At 44.8% G+C, this 13,221-nt stretch carries 13 protein-coding genes; 9 read left to right on the top strand and 4 right to left on the bottom strand.

Translation table 11 applies throughout. From position 1 onward, the window contains the following. Positions 1-140 precede the first annotated feature (140 nt). The 5 genes from ACFO5U_RS07260 (at position 141) to pepF (ending at position 6,127) form a co-directional block, all read left to right on the top strand. A complete protein-coding gene (locus ACFO5U_RS07260) occupies positions 141-1,343 on the top strand; it encodes a putative glycoside hydrolase (protein ID WP_377277971.1) in 1,203 nt (400 codons plus the stop codon). Positions 1,344-1,738: 395 nt separating this feature from the next. Further along, entirely contained in the window at positions 1,739-2,134 is a 396-nt protein-coding gene (gene spxA, locus ACFO5U_RS07255; protein ID WP_008429739.1) for a transcriptional regulator SpxA, read from the top strand. 325 nt (positions 2,135-2,459) lie between these two features. Further along, positions 2,460-3,116: an adaptor protein MecA gene (gene mecA, locus ACFO5U_RS07250; RefSeq protein ID WP_377277969.1), complete on the top strand. Its 657-nt coding sequence runs from the start codon at positions 2,460-2,462 to the stop codon at positions 3,114-3,116. A gap of 27 nt (positions 3,117-3,143) precedes the next feature. Continuing rightward, positions 3,144-4,265, top strand: a complete 1,122-nt coding sequence (locus tag ACFO5U_RS07245; protein WP_377277967.1) for a competence protein CoiA — start codon at positions 3,144-3,146, stop codon at positions 4,263-4,265. A gap of 53 nt (positions 4,266-4,318) precedes the next feature. Then, positions 4,319-6,127, top strand: coding sequence for an oligoendopeptidase F (gene pepF / locus ACFO5U_RS07240; protein WP_377277965.1), 1,809 nt, complete (start codon positions 4,319-4,321; stop codon positions 6,125-6,127). 400 nt (positions 6,128-6,527) lie between these two features. Here the strand turns inward: pepF and ACFO5U_RS07235 are convergent, their stop codons facing one another. The 3 genes from ACFO5U_RS07235 to ACFO5U_RS07225 all read right to left on the bottom strand — a co-directional run bounded on the left by ACFO5U_RS07235 (position 6,528) and on the right by ACFO5U_RS07225 (position 8,384). Next, positions 6,528-7,325, bottom strand: a complete 798-nt coding sequence (locus ACFO5U_RS07235; protein ID WP_377277963.1) for a ClpXP adapter SpxH family protein — start codon at positions 7,323-7,325, stop codon at positions 6,528-6,530. Next, complete coding sequence (locus tag ACFO5U_RS07230; RefSeq protein ID WP_377277961.1) at positions 7,322-7,720, bottom strand: globin domain-containing protein; 399 nt, start codon at positions 7,718-7,720, stop codon at positions 7,322-7,324. The genes ACFO5U_RS07235 and ACFO5U_RS07230 overlap by 4 nt, the downstream gene beginning before the upstream one ends. A 94-nt stretch (positions 7,721-7,814) precedes the next feature. Then, entirely contained in the window at positions 7,815-8,384 is a 570-nt protein-coding gene (locus ACFO5U_RS07225; RefSeq protein ID WP_377277959.1) for a CYTH domain-containing protein, read from the bottom strand. A gap of 264 nt (positions 8,385-8,648) precedes the next feature. Here ACFO5U_RS07225 and yjbM point away from each other — a divergent pair, with 264 nt between their 5' ends. Genes yjbM through ACFO5U_RS07210 form a run of 3 tightly spaced genes read left to right on the top strand, consistent with a single transcriptional unit; the run spans position 8,649 to position 11,012 of the window. Further along, positions 8,649-9,326 (top strand): GTP diphosphokinase, encoded by a 678-nt coding sequence (yjbM, locus tag ACFO5U_RS07220; RefSeq protein WP_377277958.1) that lies wholly within the window; start codon positions 8,649-8,651, stop codon positions 9,324-9,326. Next, positions 9,323-10,132 carry an NAD kinase gene (locus ACFO5U_RS07215; RefSeq protein WP_377277956.1) on the top strand — a complete coding sequence of 270 codons (810 nt, stop codon included), beginning with the start codon at positions 9,323-9,325 and terminating at the stop codon, positions 10,130-10,132. Before yjbM ends, ACFO5U_RS07215 begins: the two co-directional genes overlap by 4 nt. 4 nt (positions 10,133-10,136) lie before the next feature. Next, complete coding sequence (locus tag ACFO5U_RS07210; protein WP_377277954.1) at positions 10,137-11,012, top strand: RluA family pseudouridine synthase; 876 nt, start codon at positions 10,137-10,139, stop codon at positions 11,010-11,012. On the opposite strand, the gene prpE is transcribed toward ACFO5U_RS07210, so the two are convergent. Further along, on the bottom strand, positions 11,009-11,746 hold the full coding sequence (gene prpE, locus ACFO5U_RS07205) for a bis(5'-nucleosyl)-tetraphosphatase PrpE (RefSeq protein WP_377277952.1): 738 nt from the start codon (positions 11,744-11,746) through the stop codon (positions 11,009-11,011). The genes ACFO5U_RS07210 and prpE overlap by 4 nt on opposite strands. Before the next feature lie 138 nt (positions 11,747-11,884). On the opposite strand from prpE, the gene mgtE reads away from it, so the two are divergent. Further along, the gene (gene mgtE, locus ACFO5U_RS07200) at positions 11,885-13,207 is read left to right on the top strand and encodes a magnesium transporter (protein WP_377279472.1); all 1,323 of its coding nucleotides are present in this window, start codon (positions 11,885-11,887) and stop codon (positions 13,205-13,207) included. Positions 13,208-13,221: the final 14 nt, after the last annotated feature.

The following is a 13,221-nucleotide window of genomic DNA, read 5'->3' as shown; positions in this document are numbered from 1 at the left end:
CCCTCTTTTTTAGGATACAAAAAATGGCGTGCTAATAAACAAAAACCTATTGAAAGCTCTCTTAATTAATTAGTTTAACCTGCCAAAAGTTGCGTTAAATGGTAAACTGTAGAAAAAGCGGTAAAGGTGTGTGAAACTCTATGAAATCCATTAAATGGCTTGCTGCAACAGCGGTGCTGTTAAGTATCGGCAATACTGCACATGCAGCTGAAATGTCGGTAGAGGACTTTTCGACGCGTACATATGAAGTAAGTGAAATTGACTCAGGCATTCTCGGAACTTCCGATCGTTTTAAGTTCGACTCGGGATTGTATTTTGAGTATCCGGATGCAGTTCGCGGGATTTTTGTCACTGGAAATTCAGCAGGAGGGGAACGATTCCCTTCGCTTGTAAGTTTGGTTGACTCTACAGAATTGAACGCTATGGTCATTGATATTAAAGAAGATATGGGGCATTTAACGTATGTACCGGATGAGGCATCCCCACTTGCTGAATTTGGCATCGGGGAAGCTTTGATTAAAGACCCGCGCGCGATGTTGGAGCATCTGGAAGAAAAGCAGATCTATCCGATTGCCCGGGTCGTCGTGTTCAAGGACACTCTACTCGCAGAAGAGCGGCCGGATTTGTCGTTTACGGATGGCGGTACGGTATGGAAAAATCGCCGCGGCGAAGCGTTCGTCAATCCATTCTTGAAAGAAGTGTGGGACTATAACGTAGAGGTGGCCATCGAAGCCGCCAAACTTGGGTTTAAGGAAATACAGTTTGATTACGTACGTTTCCCCGAGGGCTTTGAATGGCGCGGAGAAGAGTTGGACTTTTCCATGGGAGAGTACGCAGAGTCAGATTTAGATACCGTACAACGCCGTGTGGAGGCTGTCACAGATTTCGTTGCCTACGCAAGAGAACAGCTGCGCCCGTACGACGTGGATGTGTCTGTTGATATTTTCGGTTATGCTGCGACATTGCCGGAAGCGCCGGGAATCGGACAGAATTTTTCTAAAATCTCTGAGAATGTCGACGTCATTTCATCGATGATTTATCCGAGCCATTGGACTTCGTATTTCGGCATTGCTAAACCAGATCTTGAGCCATATAAATTGGTTGCAGAATATGCCAAGGTGGAAAATAGGGTGTTAGGCCAACTCGAAGCTGCACCGGTATCACGGCCGTGGCTGCAAGATTTCACCGCCAGTTATTTAGGGGCTGGCAATTATATGCGCTATGGCACAGCAGAAGTGGAAGCTCAAATTCTCGCACTGAACGAGCAGGGGATCGATGAATTCCTGTTATGGAATGCAGGAAACCGCTATTCGCCGAATGTCAATTATACCCCGCAACAATAAAGCCAACGCCTCAAGCCGGAATTTCCGGCAGAGGCGTTTTTTTTCGTGTCGGTGAAGAATCCTCTCGCAATTGAAACCTTTTCACTGATAAAACGTACTATATAATAGAAGGAACAGTTTAACTAGATCAGTGTAAATGAGAATATTTTTTTCTGATTGATGTTTAATTGATAACAGAAGCGGGTAAAATTCTATTGTATAACTTTTACAATCTGGCAAAAAATATAGCGAGAATGTGACAGAATCAATGTTTTTTACATTTTTTTGCGAACAGCTATATAAACCTGAAGCTTAATGTTGTATAATGTTTGTAGAGCTTCTAAACAATAGTGATTCTAATTTAAGAATAGATTACATTTAACATCTATGAATCCGAAAGGAAGTGCTCCATTATGATGGTTACATTATTCACTTCTCCAAGCTGCACATCTTGCCGCAAGGCTAAAGCGTGGCTGGAAGAACACGATATTCCATATACAGAACGCAATATTTTCTCTGAACCTTTGACTATAAGTGAAATCAAAGAAATTCTTCGTATGACTGAGGACGGTACTGACGAGATTATCTCGACACGTTCGAAAATCTTCCAAAAATTAAATGTGGATGTAGAGAGCTTACCATTGCAACGTCTTTACGAATTGATTCAAGAGCATCCGGGCTTGCTCCGTCGTCCAATCATCATGGATGAGAAACGTCTGCAAGTTGGTTATAACGAAGATGAGATTCGTCGTTTCCTACCACGTAAAGTGCGCGCATATCAATTGCTAGAAGCTCAGCGCATGGTCAATTAAGAATAACTAGAACTACTTGAAAGTAGCTGTCCGGACTTTATGGCTTGTCATAAGGGATCTATGGGCGGCTTTTCTTTATCCAGCTATAGAAATCAATTTATTTCATGCTTAAGCGGAAGAGTGTATTTGCAAAAAAACGGATTTATCATCTTGATTAGTTGCAAAAGTCAGTCGATTCGATTAGACTCGTAGATAATTATCTTCTATATCGCCTATAGGCATAAAAATGTTTTTCGTCCTACAGGAAAGGTATAATAAAGGCAGAAATAAATCACGGCTTTTGAGGGATTTCCTCTTAGTCCGATCCGAAAAGGAGAGGTGTAAAATGGAAATAGAACGCATTAACGACAACACAGTGAAATTTTACATTTCCTATGTCGATGTCGAAGAGCGAGGGTTTAGCCGTGACGAAATATGGTTTAATAGAGATAAAAGCGAAGAACTCTTCTGGGAAATGATGGATGAGGTCAACGAAGAAGCCGATTTCGTTATGGAAGGACCGTTGTGGATCCAAGTCCAAGCTATGGATAAGGGGCTTGAGGTCACTGTCACACGAGCGCAGCTAACAAAAGATGGGCAGAAACTTGATTTGCCGGATGACATAGAAGAACGCCGCAAAATGTTTGCGGGCGAAGAAGTGGATTCGCAGGAGTTTGATGAGTTCGAGCCGGTTTATGATGAGACCGATAAGAAAAAACTCGAATATTCGTTTATGCTCTCCGAAGTAGAAGAGTTGTTGCCGATTGCGAAACGGTTGATGTACATCCCGCTCGACACAGCACTTTATCACTTTGAAGGAAAATACTTCTTGCACATTTCGTTCGATGAAATCTTGCATTCTGAAAAAGATATGAAAGATCAATTGAGCGTCATTACGGAATACTTGCAGCAATCTCCAGTCACGATTCACCGTCTGGAAGAATACGGAAAGCCGATTTTTAAAGAAGATGCGCTTTCAAATGTGCTGCATTATTTCGGTTAAAAACCTCCTTTAAGGAGGTTTTTTTTATTGCACAATTTAACAGTCAATCGTAGACTGAGAAAAAGGAGAGTGATTGATATATTGACTGCGCTTCACGAACAAGCGTTATTTGTATTACAGGAACATCATACACGCGCGCAACTACTTGAACTGCGCAGAACGAGCCGGTTTTATTGCCCGAACTGCGAAGCCCAGGTCATCCTCAAAGTTGGAACTACAAAAATCCCCCATTTTGCACACCTCCAGTCTTGCAAGCAAAGCCACGAACCTGAAACTTTGCTGCACTTGCTCGGAAAATCCCGTCTGTATTCATTTCTTCAACAACAACAGCTATCCCCGCGTCTAGAACAGTACATTCCCGATATTAAGCAACGAGCAGATCTGTTAGTGGCGAGCGATGCATTGGAGTTTCAATGCAGTGTGCTGACGGCCGAACACGTGTCAAAGCGTAGCAACGGCTACCGCTCTATTCAAATCGAACCTATATGGATTCGCGGCACCGAAACAATTCCGCATTCAGGGCCAGGCATTTTTCAAATCCGCCCATTCGAACGGGAAATGTTTCTTGGCGATGAGGACATGCCGCATCTACTTTCTTTTCACCCCAAAAAATCCCTCTTTATTTATTTCTCCAATTTATTTTATCTTCAAGGCAACCGCTGGGTCGGAAAAGCATCCATTCTTGATATGGCGCACCAAACTTATCCTTTTGCTATCCCTAAGCGATTGGGGAAATCCGAATACGAGTTAATGGCTGCAATGTTTCGTTTAGAAAGAAACAAATATATCCGCTCTCAATTGTTTGCAAGGAATCGAATGCGCAATGCGTTTTGGCGATTGACATATGAATTGCAGGTGGATAAACAAGCGGTACCAGAGATTTTCGGGCTGCCTTTACCGGGCGGGCATTGGATTACAGAACATGCTTTGGTCTGGCAAATGAAAGCAGCACTGATGATTCATTCGGGAAAGCCCGTCGAAGACTTGCTCGACAAAGAAAGCATTCGGCTTTCCTCAGTTGGCAAGCGTGAGAAGGTATATCGCTTGCTTCGGCTTTATGAAAGCATCTATCAAGCTTCAAAAGAGGCATCCTCTGCAGAAATGGTGGATATTTCCTATCAGGCGCTTGCAAAAGCGTGGGAAAATTGAGAAAATAAGGTGTAATTCGTTTCCCGAAACAAAGGGATAGAGGAGGCAATCAGATGACAGAGAAATTATTGACGAGAGATCAAGTGCCGGCGGAATTGACTTGGCGCTTGGAAGATATTTTTGCAACCGATGCACAATGGGAAGAAGAGTTTGTTGAGGTGGCCAAACTGGCTGAGAAAGCAGGGCAGTATGAAGGAACATTGAAGAATGGTGCGGTTGCATTGTTTGAAGCGCTCAGCTACAAAGATGCTCTAACCGAACGTTTGCGCAGGCTTTATACATATGCCCATATGCGCTACGATCAAGATACTACAAATTCCACATACCAGGCGATGGATAGCCGTATCAAGTCGCTTTTTGCGAAAGTCGGAGCGGGACTATCCTTTTTGACGCCTGAGATTTTATCGCTCGATGAGTCGAAATTGAATGCGTATGTTGCTGAGCATGAAGGCTTGCAGCTTTATAAGCACGCACTAGAAGAACTCAATACGATGCGACCGCATGTCTTGAAGGCTGAACAAGAGGCGCTCCTTGCCCAATTGTCCGAAGTGGTCGGTGCTTCTTCTGAAACATTCGGCATGCTTAATAATGCCGATTTGGAATTTCCTGAAATCGAAAACGAAGACGGTGAAAAAGTACAGATTACACACGGCAATTACATCCGCTTCATGGAAAGTAAAGATCGCCGTGTGCGGGAAGACGCTTTCAAAGCGGTATATGCCACCTACGGCAAGTTCCGCAATACTTTTGCGTCGACTTTGTCCGGCAATGTGAAGCGCGACAATGTCCATGCCAGAATCCGCAATTATGCATCGGCACGCGAAGCCGCTTTGTCGGATGACCACATTCCGGAAGCTGTGTACGATCAATTGGTCGAAACAGTCAACAATAATCTTCATTTGCTTCACCGCTACGTAGCGTTGCGCAAAGAAGTGCTCGGTGTCGATAAGGTCCATATGTATGATATGTATACACCGCTCGTCCAGGAAGTCAAAATGGAAATTCCTTACGAACAAGCGACGGGAATGATGATTGATGGCTTGCACGCGCTCGGTGAAGAATATGTCGGTATCGTCAAATCCGGCATCGACAACCGCTGGGTCGATGTGAAAGAAAATAAGGGCAAGCGCAGCGGCGCATATTCTTCAGGCGCATACGGAACCAATCCATATATTTTGATGAATTGGCAGGATAATGTAGACAATCTGTTCACCTTGGCGCATGAGTTCGGCCATAGTGTACATAGCTACTACACGCGCCAAAATCAGCCGTATGTCTATGGCGATTATTCAATCTTTGTCGCTGAAGTGGCTTCCACGACAAATGAAGCACTGTTGAATGAGCATCTGGTCCAAACAACGGAAGATGAGCAGGAACGGATCTATCTGTTGAATCATTGGCTGGATGGATTCCGCGGAACGGTTTTCCGCCAGACAATGTTTGCTGAGTTTGAGCATACAATCCACCAAATGGATCAAGACGGAGAAGCATTGACCGCCGACCGCTTGACGGAAGTATATTACTCTTTAAACAAAAAATACTTTGGTGAAGAGACGGCAGTGGACGAGGAAGTGGGCCTTGAGTGGGCACGGATTCCGCATTTCTACTATAATTACTATGTTTTCCAATATGCCACAGGGTTCAGTGCAGCAACTGCACTGAGCAAAAAAATCCTTGAAGAAGGGGAGCCGGCTGTTGAACGCTATATTAATGAGTTCCTAAAAGCAGGCAGCTCGGATTACCCGATTGAAGTTTTGAAAAAAGCGGGCGTTGATATGACATCCTCGCAACCAGTCGAAGAAGCTTGCAAAGTGTTTGAGCAAAAGCTTGAAGAGCTTGAAGCATTGCTGTTGAAAAAATAAACTGTCTTTTTCGTAAACCTTCTGCAGAAAATTTGCAGAAGGTTTTTTGGTGATATTATTGCACAGCATAGTAAAAAAAGTGGAGGCGTCTATTGCAACTAGCCATTGCATCAGAAATAAGTATTTAAGAATAATTTTTATTTAGTGTTTTAAAATGTAAGCGCTTGAAATTATGACGGATTTGTGAAAATGTATGTGATTTATTGCATTAACTATTATGCCGTGATATTATTAGGTTGTGAAATAAATCACATACAAACATACACCCCTTTGTTTGAGCGTGAACATTTCTCCCATCCCCTTTGTGTAAGATATAGAAAGGCGCCTTCCGGACGTGGAAGGCGCCTTTCGCTTTTTCATGAAAACAGTAAAATAGCCTTGCCCCTCGAAGGGGACAAGGCTATTTTACTTTCCACAAGGTTTCGTCTTGCAATGGAATACGTTCTAGTTTTTGCTGAAGTACTTGTTTTTTCAGTTCGCGTTCTGCTGTTTGCTCTGAAATATTATAGATGCTGGCAACTTCATGGGTAGCCATTGTTTGATATTTCGTGAACAGATCATCGAGAGAAGGCGGGGACTGCCGGTATAGCCGGTCTTTTCCCAACATTTCTTGTAAGATGGTCAAATAGACGTCATATGAATAAAGGCCTGAAACTTTGACGCCTTCGTCCTCGATGCATTCATTGAAAAAAACGATGCTCGGCACTTCAGTGATTTCCATTTCACGCGTGATGCGCAAGTCGCATTGGAATGCTTTGGCACTGTGAACGGAATGGAAGTCGTCCTTAAACTCTGCATGATCCAATTCGGCCTCTTGTGCAATTTCAAGCAGCACATCGTAAGACGTGACATTTCTTGATTGAAGAAATAAATGTTCTTGCAGTTTATAGAGAAAACGATTGCCGGCACGCTTGCCTTGAAGTTCGGCCGCTTTAATGGCAACAGATGGCAATGCGGGATGCTCTAAGTTTCCTTCACTCATATCGGAACTTTTTACCGTTGTATTCAATGCAGATAATTGGGTACTCAAAACGACTCGCATCGAAAAGTAATGGCCATACTCAATTTGCAATTTGCGGATGATGGATTGAAGATCCCAACATGTCGGGTTCATCGGATCCATAAACACATATAGCTCCATTGGTTTGCAAGGCGCTGTATGGTCGAGGATTTTCTCTGCCAGATCCAGGTTGCTCACTCCAACTCCTCCTCACTGTCGTAATCATTCACCATATGGTGCGCGGTTAAGACAAGGCGATTGTAAAAGGTCTCACGGAATTGGCCGCTGAGATTTACTTCATCCATCGCTTCACTCATGCATTCAAGCCAGGCTTGAGCCCGGTCAGGTGTTATTGGAAATGGATGATGTCTCGCTTTTAACCGCGGGTGTCCATGTTCTGCTGAATAGATATTCGGGCCGCCCAAGTATTGTGTCAAAAATTGTTTTTGCTTTCGAGCTGTCTCGGACAGGTCATTTGGAAAAATGGGCGCAAGTTTTGGATGTGCTGAGACGCGTTGGTAAAATGCGTCCACTAGCTTTGATAATGTTTCCGCACCGATTTGATCGTACGGAATTAGCGGTTTTCCAGTCATCATCTTGTCCCCTTTGTGATTGCTGTAAATCCATTCTATCAACGCATGGTAAATATCTCAAACAAATCGCATATTGGACGTTTGGGTTGCTGCCTTAATATTGTTGTGCAGCCGCCATAAAACGGGCAATTTTTTTATCCGCAGGGCGAATGGGAATCGCCTTTTCTTTCAACAGCGTGAAAAAAGCTTCTTTGCCGGACGCTTCATCTGTAACTTCGTATTCCAGCTCGAAATCTTCAATGCCGCAATATTGAGAATGGTCGAGCACGAGGAGCCCGCCTGCATATTCAATTTCGGCGCGATAGGTAGTCAGCGATCCGATCAATTTCAGTGCAGCGGGAGATACGTTCAATTGTTCCAGTTCTGCACGGACCTCCGGGGCATCAAATTGCTTCCCTTTTAGAATGTCCTCAGCTTGTGCGGAAGTCAATTTATCGGTCGTTTCATAATTGCCGGCAGGAGCCGGAGTTTTAAGTGTGCATTCGTAATGTTCTTCTATCTGGCGGATACGTAATGCCGATTTTTTACCCCGCAGCTGAAAATCTGGTGTATCGAAATAATGGTTGGTTTGGCTGATCGGTGTTTTTTGCGTATCCGCTAGCAACTTCACATATTCTTCTTTTGTCAGCATGTTTTTAAATTCGATTTCGAGTTCTTTTGACATATGTTTACCCCTTTAATTCCGCTTTAACGAAGCGCAAAGATCCCACTTCAAATGTAAGTTCGAAAAAGCTTGATTGGTTTAGCCGAAGACCTATAGAGAACCAAAACACAAATATATATTCAAGATTAATTTCATTATCGGTTAGTTGGATGCAATCTGCAACGCATGGGCTTGCTGTGGTAAAATAACGGTATGAGAATTGAGACCCTGTAACGGGCAAGATTGCTTGATCGATACGGATCGGGTAGTAGGGGGGGATGGGGCATGGGGCAATGGAATCGGTTTTTAGCGCCTTATAAACAAGCTGTTGATGAAATGAAAGTGAAGTTCAAAGGAATGCGCAAGCAATTTGAAACGAATAATACCAATTCACCGATCGAGTTTGTCACCGGGCGCGTCAAGCCGCTGGCAAGCATATATGATAAAACTTTGGAAAAAGGCTTGCTGTTCGAACCCTCAGAAGAGTTAGCGCGCAATTTGCAAGATATTGCTGGATTGCGCATGATGTGCCAGTTTGTGGGGGATATTGAAACCGTAGTGGAGCTCCTGCGTCAGCGCAATGACTTGAGGATTGTAGAGGAAAAAGATTATATATCACAAGAGAAACAAAGCGGTTACCGGTCGTACCATGTCATCGTCGAATATCCGGTACAAACAATAGACGGCGAACAGCTGATTCTCGCCGAAATTCAAATCCGAACATTGGCAATGAATTTTTGGGCATCGATTGAGCATTCATTGAACTATAAATACAAAGGCGTGTTCCCGGAAGAAATCAAGCTCCGGCTGCAGCGTGCGGCAGAAGCGGCATTCCAATTAGATGAGGAGATGTCGCAGATCCGGGATGAAATCCAAGAAGCGCAGGCATATTTCTCAGAGTTTAAGGAGTCGCCTGGGACGAGGTTCCCGAACGATATGGAAGGAGGGCGAAAAAAATCATGAAATACTATATCATTTCCAGAAGTGATAAATTATCCGATCGATTAATGGCCGATGCCCGTACATACTTAGAGGATTTTGGAATGGAATGGGACGAAGAAAATCCACGGATCGTTTTGTCCATCGGCGGCGACGGCACCTTGCTTCACGCCTTCCACAAATATAAAGATCGCTTGGATTCAGTAGCTTTTGTCGGGATCCACACAGGTCATCTTGGTTTTTATGCAGACTGGAAACCGGTGGAAATGGAAAAGCTTGTCTTAGCGATTGCCAAAAAAGACTTTGAAGTCATCGATTATCCATTGCTTGAAGTCACGGTCAATTACCGCAATGACCAAGAGCCGTCGGTTTATTTGGCATTGAATGAGTCGACGGTCAAATCTCCAGATGTCACACTTGTCATGGATGTGTTTTTAAACGACAGTCATTTTGAGCGGTTCCGGGGAGATGGGCTGTGCATGTCGACCCCTTCAGGCAGCACTGCGTACAATAAAGCCCTTGGGGGAGCGATCATTCATCCCTCTTTGCCTGCCATGCAGTTGACGGAGATGGCATCAATTAACAACCGCGTGTTCCGGACGGTAGGTTCTCCGCTCGTATTGCCATCGCATCACCGCTGTACCTTGCTTCCTGTAAAAGCCCCTGATTTCATGGTGACAATTGATCATCTTCAAGTACTCGTGAAAGATGTAGAGTCTATTGAATACCGAGTGGCTAAAGAAAAAGTGCAATTTGCGCGTTTCCGTGCTTTTCCATTCTGGCGCCGCGTGCATGATTCATTCATTGACAGTGACTTATCGGAGGATTGACAGCATGAAAGCTTTTCAAGTTGACTTTACGGCAACAGAGCGCGTCCTTTTGCGAGACGCGCTCAAATCTTATGGCATTTCCAAAAGAACTTTGGCTTCTGTGAAATACAGCGGAGGCCATTTATTGGTCAATGGTTCGGAAGTGACGGTCAGGCATCCGCTTGAAATTGGGGATGCCGTGACCGTTGTTTTTCCGAAAGAAGCGAACGGCAAAGGATTAACTCCTGAGAAAGGCCCACTGTCGATCGTTTATGAGGATGAGGCGTTGCTGATTGTAGAAAAACCATCAGGCCAAAATACGATTCCTTCGCGCGACCAGCCGCTCGGCAGCCTGGCAAACTTTGTGGCAGGCCATTTCGAACGGCATGGCGTACCTTCTACGCTGCATATCGCCACACGTCTCGACAAAGACACCTCTGGGCTGGTGTGCATCGCCAAAAATCGCCATATTCATCATTTGCTCTCTATGCAGCAGCAGGAAAAGCGGATGAACCGTGGCTATGAAGCGCTCGTACACGGTGAAGTTGCCGAAAAAAAGGCGACCATTACGGCACCTATCGGACGTAAGGAAGGAAGCATCATCGAACGGGAAGTGAGGGCCGATGGGAAATTTGCGGAAACCGAAATGAAGCTAGTTGAGACAATAACGGGCGCAAGCCATATCCGCCTCAAACTGAATACAGGCAGAACCCATCAAATCCGCGTCCACATGGCCCATATCGGCCACCCGCTGCTAGGCGATGATCTTTACGGTGGTGGAGTAGATGTAATTGCAAGGCAAGCCCTGCATTGCACAGAACTGCAGCTGGATCATCCGATAACGGGTGAGCGCATGGCTTTCTCGTCTGCTTTGGCCGAAGACATGCAGAGATTGATTTAGTCGTATTGATGGAAGCGGTCTTCCTGGTAGGGCTGCTTTGACTCTACACTGAACAGTTGCACTTCCGGAAACCGCACTGCGCTTAGAGCACCCCCGAACACACAACCAGTATCGATATTTACGGTATTGTTTTTGAAATATGCTTTTTTGACGGGTGTATGGCCGTAAACAATCCATTGTTTGCCTTTATAGCTGCGAGCCCAATTGCCACGCACCGGCCGGCCATCCGGATGGTAGTTTCCGGTGATTTCCCCGTACAGCGCAAAAGTGATGATATGGCGGTTCAGCGTTTTGCCGATCATATCATGGCGAAGCCCGGCATGGACCACAATCAAGTCATGGGATAGCTGATGATAGAGTGGGAGTTCTTCGTAAAAACGGATATAGCGATCCCGAAACTTTTTCTGATCGGCGTTATCCAATTGGCGCCATTGCCCAACAGTGATTTCGAGCCCGTGCAGCAGTTCAACGCGGTTGCCTTTAAAAAAACGATATAGTTTATTGCAATGATTTCCGGGGGAATAGTAAAGGATGTTTTCATCTTGCATTTTAAACAGCAGCCGCAAGACAGCAAGTGAATCCGGTCCACGGTCCATGGCATCTCCGACAAAGGCGAGATGACGGCCATCTGGATGCAGCGGAATGCCGTTGTGGAATCGGTATCCGAGTTGGGCGATCAAGTCGATCAGCTCTTCAAAACACCCATGAATATCACCAATAACATCATATTTCAACTTTATCAGCTCCTATATATGCTTTGCTATGTTAATTGTAACGCATCGGTGAAAGGAAAAATGCTGAGAAGATTGAAAGGAGGGAGACGCAAGATGGAAGAAACTTTGATCCGCGACGAAGAACTAAACGAAGAATTGATGATCGAATTACTGCAACAAGGAAACGTCGAAGCATTCCGCGAAGAATTTTTGTCACACCATCCATATGACCAAGCAAGTTTTTATGAAAAAGCGGATGAAGGCACGAGGCAATTGCTCTATCAGTATCTCTCTCCGAAAGAAATGGCCGATATTTTTGAGGCCATCGAAGTGGATGATGACGAATACGAAGACATATTCAAAGAGATGGATACCCGCTATGCAGCGGATATTCTCGCGTATATGTTTACGGATGATGCAGTTGACGTACTCAATGAATTGAATAAAGATCAAGTCGCTAGCTATTTGACCATCATGGACAAGGAATCCTCCAAGCAAATTAAAGACTTGCTGCATTATGAGGAATATACTGCAGGGTCAATTATGACTACAGAGTATGTGGCGATACCGATGAATTCGACAGTTCGTTCAGCGATGAACATTTTGCGCAATGCAGCACCTAATGCAGAAACGATTTATTATGTTTTCGTCGTCGATGAAGATCGCCGTTTATCGGGCATTGTGACACTTCGCGATTTGATTGTCGCCGATGAAGATACCTTGATCGAGTCGATCATGAACGACCGTGTTGTCAGTGTTCAAGTGAGTGAAGATCAAGAAGAAGTCGCCCGCATGATCAAGGATTATGACTTTCTCGCTTTGCCGGTCGTCGATTTTCAGAATCATCTGCTCGGGATCATTACGGTAGATGACATCATCGATGTATTGGATGAAGAAGCATCTGATGACTACTCCAAGCTGGCTGCCGTGTCAGATATGGATACCTTTGACCGCGGCCCACTGACGGCGGCGAAAAAGCGTTTGCCTTGGTTAATTTTGCTGACATTTCTTGGGATGTTGACGGCGAATTTGATGGGCATGTTCGAAGCGACGCTCGACCAGGTGGCACTGCTTGCCGTATTTATCCCCTTAATTGCCGGAATGGCCGGCAACAGCGGGACACAAGCGCTTGCGGTTGCTGTTCGCGGGATTGCGACAGGTGATATAGAAGAAGAAAGCAAAATGAAACTATTGTTCCGTGAAGCGGGGACTGGCTTGATCACAGGCGTAGTATGCGGAATCGTCGTCATCGGTCTCGTCTATTTCTGGAAATCGGAACTGCTCATCGGCGTTCTAGTCGGCACTGCTGTTGCGAGCTCGATTTTTGTGGCTACACTTGCCGGTTCATTTATCCCATTGTTGATTCACCGGATGAAGATTGACCCGGCCGTCGCATCAGGACCATTTATCACCACTTTGAATGACATCATTTCCATTCTGATTTATTTAGGATTGGCGACTACATTTTTGTCGCAATTATAAACATCCACTCAATA

This window comes from Planococcus dechangensis (assembly GCF_042654465.1).
Lineage (GTDB): Bacteria > Bacillota > Bacilli > Bacillales_A > Planococcaceae > Planococcus > Planococcus dechangensis.
The sequence above is the reverse complement of the archived record's forward strand: the minus strand, read 5'-3'. Positions and strand labels throughout refer to the sequence as shown.